16 protein-coding genes and 1 tRNA gene are annotated in these 15,741 nt (G+C 47.1%); 6 read left to right on the top strand and 11 right to left on the bottom strand.

All coding sequences use genetic code 11. The features are described from left to right. Positions 1-6: 6 nt before the first annotated feature. A complete protein-coding gene (gene thrS, locus AC3AP5_RS04555) occupies positions 7-1,923 on the bottom strand; it encodes a threonine--tRNA ligase (protein ID WP_071462661.1) in 1,917 nt (638 codons plus the stop codon). A gap of 151 nt (positions 1,924-2,074) precedes the next feature. Here thrS and AC3AP5_RS04550 point away from each other — a divergent pair, with 151 nt between their 5' ends. Then, a complete protein-coding gene (locus tag AC3AP5_RS04550; protein WP_487327094.1) occupies positions 2,075-2,959 on the top strand; it encodes a DMT family transporter in 885 nt (294 codons plus the stop codon). A gap of 35 nt (positions 2,960-2,994) precedes the next feature. Further along, positions 2,995-3,204 (top strand): CPXCG motif-containing cysteine-rich protein, encoded by a 210-nt coding sequence (locus tag AC3AP5_RS04545; protein ID WP_286682318.1) that lies wholly within the window; start codon positions 2,995-2,997, stop codon positions 3,202-3,204. On the opposite strand, the gene AC3AP5_RS04540 is transcribed toward AC3AP5_RS04545, so the two are convergent. Beyond that, positions 3,198-3,809 (bottom strand): riboflavin synthase subunit alpha, encoded by a 612-nt coding sequence (locus tag AC3AP5_RS04540; RefSeq protein ID WP_487327093.1) that lies wholly within the window; start codon positions 3,807-3,809, stop codon positions 3,198-3,200. The genes AC3AP5_RS04545 and AC3AP5_RS04540 overlap by 7 nt on opposite strands. A gap of 94 nt (positions 3,810-3,903) precedes the next feature. Here AC3AP5_RS04540 and AC3AP5_RS04535 point away from each other — a divergent pair, with 94 nt between their 5' ends. The 3 genes from AC3AP5_RS04535 (at position 3,904) to AC3AP5_RS04525 (ending at position 6,192) form a co-directional block, all read left to right on the top strand. Continuing rightward, positions 3,904-4,878, top strand: a complete 975-nt coding sequence (locus AC3AP5_RS04535) for a DUF3080 family protein (protein ID WP_487327092.1) — start codon at positions 3,904-3,906, stop codon at positions 4,876-4,878. Positions 4,879-4,995: 117 nt separating this feature from the next. Continuing rightward, a tRNA-Val gene (locus AC3AP5_RS04530) sits at positions 4,996-5,072 on the top strand. A gap of 121 nt (positions 5,073-5,193) precedes the next feature. Then, positions 5,194-6,192, top strand: a complete 999-nt coding sequence (locus AC3AP5_RS04525; RefSeq protein ID WP_286682294.1) for an NADP-dependent oxidoreductase — start codon at positions 5,194-5,196, stop codon at positions 6,190-6,192. A 45-nt stretch (positions 6,193-6,237) separates the two neighbouring features. Here the strand turns inward: AC3AP5_RS04525 and AC3AP5_RS04520 are convergent, their stop codons facing one another. The 3 genes from AC3AP5_RS04520 to AC3AP5_RS04510 all read right to left on the bottom strand — a co-directional run bounded on the left by AC3AP5_RS04520 (position 6,238) and on the right by AC3AP5_RS04510 (position 8,145). Then, the gene (locus AC3AP5_RS04520; RefSeq protein WP_071462655.1) at positions 6,238-6,429 is read right to left on the bottom strand and encodes a helix-turn-helix transcriptional regulator; all 192 of its coding nucleotides are present in this window, start codon (positions 6,427-6,429) and stop codon (positions 6,238-6,240) included. Beyond that, on the bottom strand, positions 6,426-6,833 hold the full coding sequence (locus AC3AP5_RS04515; protein WP_487327091.1) for a hypothetical protein: 408 nt from the start codon (positions 6,831-6,833) through the stop codon (positions 6,426-6,428). Before AC3AP5_RS04515 ends, AC3AP5_RS04520 begins: the two co-directional genes overlap by 4 nt. Before the next feature lie 127 nt (positions 6,834-6,960). Further along, complete coding sequence (locus AC3AP5_RS04510) at positions 6,961-8,145, bottom strand: GGDEF domain-containing protein (protein ID WP_487327090.1); 1,185 nt, start codon at positions 8,143-8,145, stop codon at positions 6,961-6,963. A gap of 261 nt (positions 8,146-8,406) precedes the next feature. Here AC3AP5_RS04510 and AC3AP5_RS04505 point away from each other — a divergent pair, with 261 nt between their 5' ends. Then, the gene (locus AC3AP5_RS04505) at positions 8,407-9,249 is read left to right on the top strand and encodes a restriction endonuclease (RefSeq protein WP_006955409.1); all 843 of its coding nucleotides are present in this window, start codon (positions 8,407-8,409) and stop codon (positions 9,247-9,249) included. A gap of 29 nt (positions 9,250-9,278) precedes the next feature. Here the strand turns inward: AC3AP5_RS04505 and AC3AP5_RS04500 are convergent, their stop codons facing one another. From AC3AP5_RS04500 to zwf, 6 genes are all read right to left on the bottom strand, one after another. Beyond that, a complete protein-coding gene (locus AC3AP5_RS04500) occupies positions 9,279-9,980 on the bottom strand; it encodes a dUTP diphosphatase (protein WP_487327089.1) in 702 nt (233 codons plus the stop codon). A gap of 126 nt (positions 9,981-10,106) precedes the next feature. After that, on the bottom strand, positions 10,107-10,667 hold the full coding sequence (locus AC3AP5_RS04495; protein WP_487327088.1) for a bifunctional 4-hydroxy-2-oxoglutarate aldolase/2-dehydro-3-deoxy-phosphogluconate aldolase: 561 nt from the start codon (positions 10,665-10,667) through the stop codon (positions 10,107-10,109). A gap of 8 nt (positions 10,668-10,675) precedes the next feature. After that, positions 10,676-11,692 (bottom strand): glucokinase, encoded by a 1,017-nt coding sequence (gene glk, locus AC3AP5_RS04490; protein ID WP_272977501.1) that lies wholly within the window; start codon positions 11,690-11,692, stop codon positions 10,676-10,678. Beyond that, the gene (gene edd, locus AC3AP5_RS04485; protein WP_286682298.1) at positions 11,693-13,516 is read right to left on the bottom strand and encodes a phosphogluconate dehydratase; all 1,824 of its coding nucleotides are present in this window, start codon (positions 13,514-13,516) and stop codon (positions 11,693-11,695) included. 9 nt (positions 13,517-13,525) lie between these two features. Then, positions 13,526-14,230 (bottom strand): 6-phosphogluconolactonase, encoded by a 705-nt coding sequence (pgl, locus tag AC3AP5_RS04480; protein WP_286682299.1) that lies wholly within the window; start codon positions 14,228-14,230, stop codon positions 13,526-13,528. Then, entirely contained in the window at positions 14,223-15,686 is a 1,464-nt protein-coding gene (zwf, locus tag AC3AP5_RS04475; RefSeq protein ID WP_006955415.1) for a glucose-6-phosphate dehydrogenase, read from the bottom strand. The genes pgl and zwf overlap by 8 nt, the downstream gene beginning before the upstream one ends. Positions 15,687-15,741 lie beyond the last annotated feature (55 nt).

The raw sequence follows: 15,741 nt of genomic DNA, 5'->3' as shown, positions 1-15,741 counted from the left end.
AACTAATTAATTGATTTTGCGTGTACGCACTTCTGCTTGTAACTGCTCAACAAACTGTTCGAGCGGAAACTTACCTAAGTCTTCACCGCTACGAGTACGAACCGCAACCTCGCCAGCCTCGACTTCTTTGTCGCCGACAACTAGCAAATAGGGAACACGTTTTAAAGTGTGTTCTCGGATTTTAAAGCCTATCTTCTCATTTCTCAAGTCGGCTGATGCACGAATTCCCTTTTCATTCAGGGATTTCACTACTTTATTGACGTAATCGCGTTGATTATCGGTAATATTCATCAACACAACTTGCGTCGGTGCAAGCCACAACGGGAAATTCCCCGCATACTCTTCAATAAGAATGCCCATAAAACGTTCAAGTGAACCAAGAATGGCTCGGTGAATCATTACAGGCGTATGGCGATCGTTATCTTCACCTACGTAGGTCGCATTTAAACGACCTGGTAAGGCGAAATCTAACTGTATTGTACCACACTGCCACGCACGACCTAAGCAATCGAATAAAGTAAATTCAATTTTAGGACCATAAAATGCGCCTTCACCGGGTAAATAGGTGAAGTCGATATCATGTGCTTTCAAGGCATCGGCTAAAGCTTTTTCACTGCGATCCCAGGTTGCATCATCGCCGAGACGTTTTTCTGGGCGTGTTGAAAGCTTCACATCGATCTTATCGAAACCAAACGTTTCGTATGTTTCGTAGACCATTTTGATACACGCAGCGACTTCTTCTTGCACCTGATCTTCAGTACAAAAAACGTGCGCATCGTCTTGTGTGAAGCCACGTACACGCATCAGCCCGTGCAACGCACCTGAAGGTTCATTCCGGTGACACGAACCAAACTCTGCCATACGTAATGGCAGATCACGATAAGACTTAAGGCCTTGGTTAAAGATCTGTACGTGACCTGGGCAGTTCATTGGTTTTACCGCGTACTCGCGGTTTTCCGATGATGTCGTAAACATCAGGTCTGAAAATTTCTCCCAATGACCGGACTTTTCCCACAATACACGGTCCATCATCATCGGACCTTTAACTTCTTGGTATTGGTATTCGCGTAGTTTCTCACGCACAAAGTCTTCGAGTTCGCGGAAAATGGTCCAGCCATTATGATGCCAAAATACCATGCCTGGCGCTTCTTCTTGCCAGTGGAACAGGTCTTGCGCCTTACCAATTTTACGGTGGTCGCGTTTTTCGGCCTCTTCTAAACGTTGCAGATACGCTTTTAACTGTTTTTTATCCGCCCACGCAGTACCGTACACACGCTGCAACATCTTGTTATCTGAGTTACCACGCCAGTATGCGCCCGCCATTTTCATCACTTTAAAATGTTGGCAGAATTTCATCGTTGGCACGTGTGGTCCACGGCACATATCAATGTATTCTTCGTGGTGGTAAAGACCCGGCTTAGCGTCCGTTGGAATATCTTCGTCGAGAATTTCGACTTTGTATGGTTCATGGCGCTCGACAAACGTTTCACGCGCTTCTTGCCAGCTGACTTTCTTCTTGATGACCTGATACTCGGTTTTCGCGAGTTCTTTCATGCGTTGTTCAAGTTTATCGAGATCGTCCTGCGTTAAGGTGTGATCAACGTCAACATCGTAATAGAAGCCATTATCGATGACTGGACCTATCGCCATTTTTGCGTCCGGCCATAATTGCTTAAACGCATGGCCTAATAAGTGAGCACAGGAATGACGAATAATATGTACACCGTCATCATCTTTCGGTGTCACGATCTCAATACGCGCATCGTGCTCAATCATTTCACAGGCATCGACGAGTTCCCCGTCAATACGACCTGCCACGGTGGCTTTAGCTAAGCCAGCACCAATATCTTGAGCCACATCCATAATAGATACAGGTTGATCAAATTCGCGTTGACTACCGTCAGGGAGAGTGATTACAGGCATGAAACTTCCTTTCTACAGTGGTGACACCTACCAAGTGCCACATGCGCTAACATCGATTCTTTGTCGAACCATACGAAATTGTTTACGTTCGGTACCATCGAACGTAAACCCACACTATAATGCAGGCTTTTTGTGAGAGCAAGGGTAACACATGGATCTAGCGAGTGTTTGGGGGCAGCTAGCAGCGTTAACAGCAGCCGCTTTTTGGGCAGTGGCTTCGATACTTTATCATCGCGCCGGTGCACACTTTTCGGCGTTACAAATGAATCTCATCAAAGGCGCAATTGCCAGTCCGTTGCTATTCGGTATGAGTGCCCTGTTTGGCGCACCGTTGGTATTTAGTGCAGGGCTCTGGTTACTCGCCCTCAGCGGAGTAATTGGTATTACCGTAGGCGACAGCTGCCATTTTGCCGCATTGCGCCGTTTGGGCCCCTGGCACGCCATGCTACTCGAATACTTAGCGCCACCGCTAGCTGCGTTTATGGCTTGGTTATTTTTAAACGACGGTCTTTCAGGTATCGAAATTATCGGCGCGTTCGTGACTTTGTTGGGTGTTTTGTTGGTCATCACCGAACGTGCGCCTAATCAGCAGCCGACGCTATCCATCAGCGGAATCCTGTTTGGCTGTGGTGCTGCGCTCTGTCAAGCAACTGGGCTGGTAATGGCTTTTTCGGTATTACAAAATGATGTCATTGATCCGCTCAGTGCGGCATTTATTCGCCTTGCCGCCGGTTCTATTCTATTAGCGCTGATTGTTGGAATATCACAACGCCACGCTTTTCAAGCCATTTTTCGCCAGTGCCGAGCCATTAACCCACTGCCACTGCTGGGTGCTATCTTTTTTGGGACCTTTTTAGCGATTTGGTTACAGCAGCTATCTATTGCACATATTAATCCGGGTTTAACACAAACACTTCTGTCCACTGCACCACTTTTTTTAATTCCAATTTCTTTATTGAAAAAACAAAAGATTACCGTGCGTTCGCTGTTCGGCGCACTGGTATCATTAGGTGGTATTGCGATTCTCTTTCTATAATTAAGGCTATACGAAAAAACCAAACGGTGTCCGTTATGCACGAGGAAGACCTGACCCATACCATCGTTCGTTGCCCCCACTGCGGGCATACCACGCAACTCGGCGTAGATACCAGTAACGGCAATCAGGATTATCAAGAAGAATGTTCAGCCTGCGGTGATCTGATTCATATCCAGCTCACCGTGGACCCCATTAATGCCCAAACTCGTTTAAGGGTCGACGGCAACGATGAACAATTCTATTGACCGCGTGCAGCGAGGACGCGTTCCACCGTTGTGACAGTCGTGATAGTTTGTTGGTCCATTTCAATGTTCACATTATCGCCTGGCTTCAGTGCAGCCAAGTTCGTTAAACGCAATGTTTCGGGAATAAGGTGCAAACTAAACTTATTACCCTGTACCTGCCCAACCGTCAAACTCGCACCATTCACGGCAATAAAGCCCTTCGCGAACAAATAAGGTACTTGAGCTTGCGGTAACGACAACCAAGCTGACCAATTATGTTCACTGACTTCAATATCAAGGATCGAAGCGGTGCAATGAATGTGCCCTGATACGTAGTGACCGCCCATTTCATCGCCAACCCGCAACGAGCGTTCGAAGTTAACCTCCGAGCCTACTTTTAGTTCGCCTAGGTTAGTCAGCCGCAGCGTTTCATCGATCACATCAAATGAAACCTGTGTCTCATCAAAGTGAACCACTGTTAAGCAAACACCGTTTATCGCTATACTGGCCCCCAGTTGAACGCCATCAAGATGGTGCGGCTCAACTGAGACGGTCAAATGACGAAAATCGCTTTTATCAGTCAGCGATTCCACTTTGGCTTTGGTTTGAACAATACCTGTGAACATTTAGCTTATGTCCTTAGTTGACAACACAATACTGACCAGTTTAAAGCTTTTATTTACGCGACTCCAGCCAAAGCGTTGTGTCAACGCATGGACAGTGGCAATTTTATTAGTTTCGTTGGTAGGTTGTTCGCAGCCCTCGACTGTATCCAGTTTGCACGATCTACACGAGCGCGTAGCCTTTACCTTAGATATTGAATTAACGCCGCTCACATTCGAGCCCCGACCGCCACAGTTACCTGACGTTCGCGTCCTCAAGCCGACTGCGTCAACACCCACCATGCGCTTTTTAACAGCGCTGCAACTGAATCATTGTCGCGCGGGTCAACTGATTGCTGAGCGTAACAGTGCATTAGGTCGCCTTGATGATGGATTCTCTCGTTTTCAAGATGATCAAAGCCTCATTAAAGCGCTCAGACAATGTGCTAAGTCACCGCAGTCAGAAGCTTTTGCAGCTGAGCTCATTACCGCTGCGCAGCAACTGAGCGACACAACGTCTGCTCGTCTGGCACGCGCGCTTGCAACGGACAAAGGACTCAGGCACGCGCTAACGATGGCTGCAACGCCATTAGTAACCATTTCCGACACTGAATTTAGTCACAGTATAAATGCGTTGAATGCGGTCACTTCATGGCTTGAGGAGCCAAATACAGCCGTTGACCTTAATGAGCCCTTAAAAGTCTTGGCGCAAGAAAACTACTTGCCTCAACTGATGCGAAGCATCGCTGAGTACTCTGTTTTACTCACGCAATTTTCCTTGCAACTCGATAACCTTGCTCAGCCTGCCGGTTGCTTATCGAAAGGTATACCCGAGCGCGCTCACCGTTTACATAGCGCCTTTATTTCAGTTTTTATCAAACAAACGCAAGGCGACTTAGCAGATATACAACGCCAGTACCAACGTTTTAGCGAGGCATTAAACACGCTTGCAATGAAAGCGCCGCAACCTGAGCTTAAACACTATTTAAATCAATGGGCCCTTTACGACGCGCGGTTAACGCAAGCAACTAAGTCTTTCGTCCAACCCTGGCAACAGTTTTTTGAAGCATGTGGATTTAAGGCTGGACGCTAAATTTCGTACACTTTGGTGATTTAACAAGCAAACACACGCTATCCGATAAAAAAGTACTTGCATGCTTAACTTCAAATCAATAATATAGCGCCCGTCTTCACGACAACCCCAAACAGTGCGTCCGTAGCTCAGTTGGTTAGAGCGCTGCCTTGACATGGCAGAGGTCGGTAGTTCGAGTCTACTCGGACGCACCACTTCCTTAAATTTAACAATTTTTATTTTTATACCCTCTGATCCGCTCAAGTTGCTCTATTCGTAAGTTTCGCACATAGTTAATCTGCATCGTCAGTACACTTACCTGTAGCGAGGAGCTTCATGAGCCAATATAAAGCAATTAAACTAGTCAAACGTCCTCAGCCTGGTCCTGTCTCCAAGGATATTTTCGAGATCGTTGAACTCGATCGTCCCAGCGTCGACGACGGTCAAATACTGATTAAACAAACCCACATGTCATTGGATCCCGCCATGTTTGGCTGGATGAGCCCAGACAAAGAAAGTTATATTCCACCGGTTGAACTCGGCTCTGTGATGCGCAGTTCAGGTGTCGGTGAAGTCGTTGCAAGTAAACACCCTGATTTTGCCGAAGGCGATCGTGTCATGGGAATGATGGGCTGGCAGGAGTATGCGCTTAGCGATGGTCAAGGAATTAATAAAGTGCAAACAGATGCGCCCGATGAAATGGTGCTTTCGGTGTTTGCTCTTCCCGGCCTTACCGCAACACAAGGTCTATTAAACGTGGGAAAACCCAAACAAGGTGAAACGTTGGTAGTCACAGGCGCAGCCGGCTCCGTCGGCTCGATTGTCGGTCAAATGGCTAAAGCCGATGGCCTCTCGGTTATTGGCGTAGTCGGTTCAGACGAAAAAGCAGAGTGGATTGTTAACGAACTTGGGTTTGACGGCGCAGTCAACTACAAGACTGATGATATTCCCGCCAAGTTAGCTGAATTAACGCCTAATGGCATTGACCTCTATTTTGAGAATACCGGCGGTCCGATTCAACATGCGGTCATGGGACGCATGAATGCACATGGACGCATTGTTGTCTGTGGCATGATTGCGGATTACGATAAAGAGCAACCAAGCCCTGGACCGAGCTGGATTCCAATCATTAAGAAGCGACTGACAATTCAGGGCTTCACGATGCCTGACCATTTTGATCAAATCCCGACCTTACTGAAACAATTAACGCCTTACGTGACAAATGGCGATATCAAATATCGGGCTCACGTGCTTGAAGGCTTAGAGTCTGCGATTGAAGGACTTAACATGTTTCTAAGTGGTGAGAACCAAGGTAAATTACTGGTCAAACTATAATAGTTCAGCCGCTTGCGTGTTCATCGCAGGCGGCTGTACAACCGACTACTCGTCAAAAAAAATGTCTTCAATAGAGCATTGAAATACCTTGGCAATTTTAAATGCCAGCGGTAAACTCGGGTCAAACTTCCCTGTTTCAATCGCGTTGATTGTTTGACGCGAAACCGACAGTGCTTGCGCAAGATCATTCTGAGTCCAGTTTCTCTCAGCCCTTAACACTTTGAGTCGGTTTTTCATTGGTATTTCCTCATCCCTAATAAAAGCGCAACAATATAAGTGACGCCGAGTACCATCATCAAGTGTGAAATCTCAAAATCAAAGCCCAACAAGCTATTTTGCGTTAGAGATGTCGCCGCAAGGCCTAAAACAACACTGATGCCAAGCGCTAAACTCATGGCCTCGAGTTGAACTTTTCGTTGTAGCTCGTCTTGATGGTCTAAGTGGCGTTTGTTCGCCCATATCATGGCAGCGCCCATAATAATATTTACCACCGTAGCTAAATAGGTCATTGTCGCGCTTTCCCACCATTGTTGTGGTCCAAAGCTCGACAACGCCAGTGTCAGTACCCATAACCCTGTCCAAACCGCCAGTAACTTATTCGATCGGCACTGCTGTTGCTGCCATTCGTTACGTTCAGTCATTTTTGTTCTCCATTCAGTAAAGTAAATAAAACACGTCATAATGTAAAATACACTTTACCATAGTAGACATACAAAGAATAAAGTCAAGTTTATTTGACATGCGAATCAATTATTGTGGAAGAGTCTCTCAGCGCGCCAACTCAACTCGATTTCGACCGTTTCGCTTTCCTTTGTAAAGCATCTCATCAGCGCGCTGAATGAGCAGATCCAAGCTGCGCTCATTGCCTTTCATTGCGAGACCGACTGTGATACTGACCGAAACTTGGTTGAGCGGGGGTGGTAACTCGATTGCGTTGATATTGGAAGTTAATCGCTTAGCTAACTTGACCGCCTCTTTATGGTGCGTGTTCGGCATCGCCACGATAAACTCTTCACCACCAAAACGACCAACCAAATCGACACGTCGAAGCGATTGACGAATGGTTTTAGCAACCTGCTTAAGTACCTCATCACCCCGCGTATGACCCCAAGTATCATTAATTTGCTTGAAGTGATCGACATCTATCATAAGTAAGCAAAATGCCGTGTTTTCGCGTAAAGCTCTTTCTAATAAAGCTTCAGCACGTTTAATGAAATGGCTACGCGTATCAAGCTCGGTTAAGGTATCCCGTTCGGCTAATCTTCTTAACTGTGCTTCGAGAGACTTTCGGTGTTCTACTTCTTGTTGCAAGGCTAAATTCTGGTCGCGCTCTTCATTTAATAAAGAAAACTGCTTACGTTGGAGTATTTCAAGTCTTAACAACGCGCAATAACCGACAATATTCGCCATGATAAGAAGAAGAACGAGACGCGTAGCAGTAGGTGCGGATACGTCGGCATAGGCCACTGAAGCTACTATAAATCCAACACTGAGAAATCCACTCGCCCAACTGGCAATGGTTAATAGACTTGGAATGAGTAAATAGAATGCCATGATGGCGACAACAACCGCCGTAATTTGAGTATAAAGGCTTTCGGGTCTTAATGGGACAATCGAGATAATACCCGCGGCAAGAACCCATAACGGCAAGGCATGTAGAAGTGGTTTTCGAGAAAAACTACCGACCCGTCCAAGAATTAATGCCAACACGACACAACTTGAAACCACGACCACTCGCATCGATATTAAGGTATAAAAATCAGTTGAATGACCGAGCAGATTATAATCGGTGACAGCAAACATCGCGAAAATAAGGGAAACCAGCATCAGTGCTAAGCGAGAGTCATGCCTAACCCGTAATTTTATCGAGTCGCGATAGCTTGCTTCGAGCCGTGAATCCCTAAACTGCCCTGTTAGCCAATTAATGTCATTGTATTTTTGTTGTAATGACAAGCGAGAAAGTCCTTGTACATAAGTTATGATGGTGAGCACCGTTATCGTAATTCACGCAGAACTGTTTAACAAATAAAATACGCTGAAGCCGAGAAAATAGACAGGGCACTTGACGAATCTATTGATTTAAGTGCGACACAAATATATATTCATAGCACGATGTTAAAAATAAGTATCCTTTAAATGTCATAGCGATTCGCTTGCATGTTATCTGCAATGTGAGTTCTATAGACGTTGAGTTAACGGTAGCGAGGAACCGTGATGCCACGTAGAAGTAAATCATTAATCGAGGGGTTGCTCGACTTATTCTCAACTTGGCCTTGGTATATCAGTCTTTTTCTTGCCCCCATTACCTACTTTAGTATCAATCTCATTGTTCAGTCGCATACATGGGGTACCGTTGAAATAGACATTAATGATCCCACCAGCATGACCGCTTATATGGCCCACTTCATGGGGCAACTGCTGTTACCTCTATTGCAATTTGCGCTCCCTGCACTTCTAATTTTGGCCAGTATCGTTTCATTAATAAACGCTTTATCGAACCAACAACGCTATGAACGTGTTATCCAATCGTCCGAACCTGCCGTATTAAAAACTGTGGATTGGGAGCATTTTGAACAACTCGTTGGCGAATTTTTTAGCCGCGAGGGCTATCATGTGAAGCCAACACCTACTGGACCAGATGGTGGAATTGATTTAAGGATCGAACGAAACGGTCAGTTGTATTTGGTGCAATGTAAACAGTGGAAATATCGCAAAGTACCTGTTTCAGTCGTAAGGGAACTATTTGGTGTTGTCATAGCAGAAGGCGCCGCTGGTGGCTTTATCGTAACGTCTGGCGAGCTGACGCATGACGCGCACATTTTCGCAAAGGGAAAACCCATACATATTATCGATGGCGAAACCTTCCATCGATTTGTGCGACAACGCGAAAAAGCCGCTGTTAGATTTCCCCCAAGCCCAAACACACGTCCAACCACACAGGTTTGTCCCAAGTGTGAAGGGCCTATGGTAAAACGCATAGCCCGTCGTGGACCCAATAGGGGCGAATCTTTTTGGGGTTGCAAGCGGTTTCCAAAATGTCATGGCACGCGCCCATAGTGCTGGGTTAATCGCGTATGATGCGCGACCTACGCAACATGGGTGTCATAGTAATTGAGTAAAAGAGATATTGCATCGTCAAGCGGCGAGTCACTTTTCAGGATGTCAGCACTGTCGAGTAGCAAACGCATCATCACTTGGTTATCCTCCTCCTCTCGCCACATCTTAATGTAACTGCCCTCTCTATAGCCCCGTTGTTGGCGCACATGATTCAGCGCATTTTTCCCTACGTAACTGATATAAACCGCTTCTGCAGTACCGTAGGCTTGATATAACATGCTAAATAGTTGCGTCAATGATTCATTACCAAAGCACAACGGACGGTTTAAGTCTGGGCGTCCTTCTAACGCAGTATGACGCAACAACCACCGGGCGTCTCGAGCTTCATCAGCATGTGCGCGAATACTCGCTTCAGCGAGCTTAAGTGCGGCTGTCTCAACGGGACTGGCACTGTCATCTTCTACCAAAATTTCGATAACGTCAGACACCGCGAAGTGCAGCACATCGATCAACTCCATATTGGCTTGGGCGTGGTCGACGGTTTGCTTTTTCCACCACTTGTAGCCAAGGTGTTCATAGCGTTCACCAAGCTCCACAATGACAGCCGCGAAATCATCACGGACCAGTTTTGGCGCTATCGGCCAGTGTGCATCGAGGCCCTGATTAAATTGAGTCTGTAACTTAGCAATTTGTTGGGCTTGTTTGACCGTTAATTGAGTATCGGCGGGCATGAATGCGTCCTTGGTTGACGAATAGGGCAAAAGCGTACCTTATAGTAGCGGTTCGTAGGTTGCCCATGCAATAGGAAGGGTCAATAGATGTGGGTTACCTGGAATACAGATAACCCAGTTGCAACATTACTTAGGCATGATCCATGAGCCACCCACGCAACTTACGTTAGGTAACGCGAGGTAGTCTTGGTAGTTGCTCTCGTTGATACCGCCTGTGGGGCAAAAGCGAATGTCAGGGAACGGTCCATGAATCGATTTCAATAATTTTACGCCGCCAACGGCTTCAGCCGGAAACAACTTAAACCGATCATAGCCGTACTCGATCCCCATCATTAATTCAGATACGGTTGCAATGCCGGGAATCAATGGAATATCAGCGCCCTTGCCTGCCTCTAATAAAGCGGGCGTGGCACCTGGACTTATCGCAAATTGTGCGCCGGCCGTTTCCACTTGGGTAAGCTGAGTGATGTTTGTGACGGTACCCGCGCCAACAATAGCATCGGGTAGCTCGCGGCGCATTTCCTCAATCGCGTGCAACGCAGCGGTCGTCCTTAAGGTCACTTCCAACACTTTAAAGCCTTGCTTACAAAGTGTTCTCCCGAGCGGCACAGCCTGTTGAATGTCATCAATGACAATGACTGGAATAACGCTTGACGCATTAAGAATATCGTTAGCAGAATAGTTCATTAGAGTCCTCAATCGATATCAGCTGTCGCTGGTGCTTTACGCAATGTTTGTTTTAAGTACTGTGCCACGCCGCGCATGCCCGCATGTTCGGCGGTTATCACATAACAGGGAATCGACTCGGCTAAATTACAGAAACGACCTTTTTGTTCAAATCGTGTTCTAAATTCGGAAGCGGCCATGAGTGGCAATAGTTTGGGTACCACGCCCCCTGCGATATACACACCGCCGCGAGTGTTAAGCGTGAGCGCAAGGTTGCCCGCAAAACTACCCAGGCTGGCAAAAAACTGATTGACGGTCTCTGTCGCTATCGCATCGCAGTTAGTTAAAGCGCGCGCTCCAATTGTCTTCGCGCGCAACGGCGGTACTGCTCTGTCGTGGTAGTGCGCAATGGCTTGATAAAGGTTTTCAATGCCGGGGCCGGAAAGAAGACGTTCTGCTGATACCCGACCATCAAAACGACGTGCCAGAAATTCGTGAATCGCCCACTCCTTTTCATTAAGTGGTGCCCAATCGGCATGCCCGCCCTCACCCGGCAACGGCATTACATCACCGTTAGGCATGTGCACCAAATGTCCCACACCGAGACCGGTACCTGCGCCAAGTACAGCACAGGGAGCCGTTTCCACCTTTTTACCGCCGCCGATTTTCTTCATCTCGCTTTTATCGAGTGTCAGCAAGCTCATCGCAGCGGCCGCAAAATCGTTTAATACGATAAAACTGGTTAATCCCAGTGCTTCACGCGTACCACGCACGGAAAACTGCCAGTGGTGGTTAGTCATTTGAATCGAGTCACCCTCTGCTGGACAAGCAATGGCAATCGCTACATGTTCTAACGCAACGTCTTGTTGCTCACGATAAGCAATGAGCGCATCAGTTAGATTCAAATAATCCGCACAAGGAAACACTTGTATGCGATCGAGTTCAAAGGTTTTTAAGTTGATACGACCGAAACGCGCATTGGTACCACCAATATCTGCGACCACGGCAAATTCCGTGCTTAGGTCGAGTTGTGAGTCATTTACCATTTACTGATCTTCCCTAAAGAGCACGGATGCGCCTGACTCAGCGCCACTCAAATTAGCTCGAAAGTTGCCAAACAACTCTCGTCCCATGCCAAATTGATATTCTGATAAGTCTGGCGCGACTATATCACGCGCATTGAGTTCATTCTCGTCAACAAGCACCTCTAAACGGGCATTTTCAAAGTCAACGCTAACCAAGTCACCATCCTTGATCTTCGCGATCACCCCTCCATCGACCGCTTCGGGCGTTACGTGGATAGCCGCAGGCACTGTCCCTGATGCGCCTGACATACGCCCATCCGTGACTAAAGCCACGTGGTAACCGCGCTTTTGTAGAACACTCAGTGATGGCGTTAGCTTATGCAGCTCAGGCATACCGTTGGCTTTGGGTCCTTGATAACGCACAACGACTACACAATCTTTGTTGAGCTTATCCGCTTTGAATGCATCAACCAGTTCATGCTGGCTGGTAAACACCGCTGCCGGTGCAGTGATCGGTTTGATGCCCTCAGGTAGAGAGGATGTTTTGATGACCGCACGGCCCAAGTTACCAGACAGGACCTCTAAGCCTCCATGCTTATTGAATGCTTGGGTGTGCGGTCGTAAAACGTCTTCGTCGAGCGATTCTTCAGCAATATCGACCCAGGTCAGCTGCCCTTCTTCGGTGAGCGTTGGGCGCTGCTGATATTTGTCGAGCCCGTGGCCGACAACCGTCTCAACGTCGTTATGTAATAAACCGGCTCGCAATAGTTCACGAATTAAGAACGGCATACCGCCGGCGCGTTGAAAGTGATTAATATCCGCTTGTCCATTAGGATATATTCGTGTCAATAACGGCGTAACGGATGATAACTCAGCGAAATCATTCCAATCGACTTGATAACCTGCGGCTTTTGCTACCGCTACAAGGTGCATGGTGTGATTGGTCGAGCCGCCTGTTGCCAACAGACCAATGATCCCGTTTACGATAGTCTTAGCCGTCACAATTTCGCCGATAGGCCGATAATCGGCTCCCAGATCGGTGATACGCGTGACGTGCTGCGCAGCGGCACGAGTCAATTGCTCACGCAGTTCACTGCCAGGATTCACGAACGAAGCACCGGGCAGGTGCAACCCCATCATCTCAATGACCAGCTGATTCGAGTTGGCGGTGCCGTAAAACGTGCACGTTCCCGCCGAGTGATAAGATGCAGATTCAGCGTCAAGTAACTGTTCCTTATCAACTTTACCTTCCGCATAAAGCTCGCGGATACGCGCCTTTTCTTTATTAGAAATACCCGACGGCATGGGACCTGCAGGTACGAAAATAAATGGCATATGACCAAAGCTCAATGCAGCGATCAATAGACCGGGTACGATCTTATCGCAAATGCCAAGCATCAAGCCGCCATCAAACATGTTGTGTGACAAACTCACAGCGGTTGCCATGGCAATGACGTCGCGACTCAGTAGGCTCAACTCCATGCCCGGTTGTCCTTGCGTAACCCCGTCACACATAGCGGGCACACCGCCGGCGACTTGTGCGACGCTGCCAACATCACGAATCGCCTTTTTTAGCTTTTCCGGATAATCATGGTAAGGCTGGTGAGCTGATAGCATATCGTTATACGCTGTCACGATACCAATATTTGCTTTCGTCAAGCTGCGCAGCTCACTTTTGTCCGATTGACCACAAGCAGCAAATCCATGCGCTAAATTACCGCATGACAAAGCGCTACGGTGTGGACCTTTGCGTCGCGCATGTTTCATGCGCTCCTGATATGCGTGACGTGTTGCTTCGCTGCGCGCTTCAATACGCTGCGTTACGCGTTCTACTACCGGATTCATAAGCACCTCTTACGCGGCTGAATAGTAAACATTAATAGGCGTTGTTCCCGCGTGAACAAAATCACTAATCGGATATTTTTTCGGATCAGGTTGCTCGAGCGCTGTTTGCAATACCGACCATTTATCATCGCCCGTAATGTGAAAAAACACATTATGACTGTTCAACAGGCGCTGTTTGGTTAAACTCAGTCGTGTATAAGGTGCCGTTGTTGGCTGCGTCGCAATCAGTGCCTGCGGCTGAGTTAGCCCAGCTTCAAGTTGCTCGCAACATGGAAAGAGTGAAGCGGTATGCCCGTCGTTACCCATGCCCAACACGACCACGTCAAATGTGGGTAAACTCGCTATTCTGGTTTCTAATGCTTTAGCAGCATTTTCAGCATGTTCATGACCTGTAAAAAGACTGACGTACTTAGCAGCAGCCGCTTTATTCTTCAATAAACAAGTTTTTATCAGCTTATCGTTGCTGTCGTCTGAATCGGGTAACACCCAGCGTTCATCAGCTAACAATATAGTAACCTTTGACCAATCAATAGACTGTTCATTAAGCTCAGAAAATAAAGGTTTCGGTGTGCGTCCACCGGATACCACTAAGGTCGCTTCGCCCTTTTGTTCGATGGCGCACGCAAGAATTTCTGCGATACGATCGCTTAATGAACTCGATAATGCTTGGTTACTATCAAAAGTATTCACGTTGATTCCCTCTATTTTATTCATCCCACTGTCTTCCGTCATGCGCTAATAAAGAAACGGCGGATACAGGTCCCCAGGTGCCTGCGTGATAAGGTTTTGGCGGCTGTTCATTTTGTTCCCATGCAGCGAGAATGCCATCGACCCAACGCCATGCATACTCGACCTCGTCACGGTGCACAAATAGGTATTGGTTACCCTGCATTGCCTCGAGCATGAGTCGCTCATAAGCATCGGCAATACGCTTTTTCTCGAACGTTTCATCAAAACTTAAATCCAGTGTGGTCGCCTTTAGGTGCATTTGTTTGCCAAGACCCGGGATCTTATTCAACATTTGCACTTCCACACCTTCGTCGGGTTGGAGGCGAATAACCAATTTGTTTGGCTGTAAATCTGCGGTTGTATCGCTAAAGATGTTGTGAGGCTGTTTCTTAAATGTAATGACGACTTCACTGCGTTTTTCTGGCATGCGCTTGCCTGTACGCAAATAGAATGGAACGCCTGACCAACGCCAGTTATCAATATTGACTTTTAGGGCGACAAAGGTTTCTGTATCGCTATTCTCGCGAGCGCCCTCTTCCTGCAAATAACCCGGTACTTTTTGCTCACCGATAAAACCACCTTGATACTGACCTCGTACCGAAACATCTTTGCAGTTTGACGTATCAATCGGTCGTAGAGCTTTCAAGACCTTTAACTTCTCCTCACGAATACTCTCTGCATCAAGCCGAGAGGGTGGCTCCATTGCAATGAGCGAGAGCACTTGCAGTAGATGATTCTGCACCATATCACGTAACTGACCCGCGTCATCGTAATAGCTCCAACGCCCTTCGACACCCACTTTCTCGGCAGCCGTAATCTGAATATGGTCAATAGCCGAGTTGTCCCAGTTGGAAGCAAATAGTGCATTGGCAAAACGTAGCGCGAGCAAATTTAATACGGTTTCTTTACCGAGGTAATGGTCGATTCGATAGATTTGACTCTCTTGAAAGTACTGCGCCACCGCTTGGTTAATCGTTTGTGAAGAAGCTAAATTGTGACCGATAGGTTTTTCCAGAATAACCCGCGTACTGTCATGAATCAGTGACTGGCGGCTTAAGCCGGCGCAAATAGTGGCATACAGACTAGGTGGCGTAGCGAGATAAAACACGCGATCGACTTCATCGGAGGTCGAGGCTTTGAGTGCTTGGTAAGCTTCATCTTGAGAAAAATCCATTTCAACATAATGAAAGCGCTTACAAAAACGTGCCAATACATCGTCAACTAACTCATCGTTAGACACAAACGTTTGCAGCGTATCCTTAACGCGCTCTTCAAACTGGCTGGCACTTAATTCCTCTCTGGCGACACCAATAATTTTACTCTCTTGATGCAATAACCCACTGCGATCTAATTGAAAAAGCGCAGGAATTAATTTGCGCCGTGACAGGTCACCCAGCACCCCGAATAACACTAAATCACTGCGTTGCAAACTGTCTGTCATGCATGCCTCGATTAATTTTAGTTGCTTGTTTTTGTAACTTTACTACATTTAGACT

The organism is Idiomarina sp. D18, from assembly GCF_057748155.1.
The sequence above is the reverse complement of the archived record's forward strand: the minus strand, read 5'-3'. Positions and strand labels throughout refer to the sequence as shown.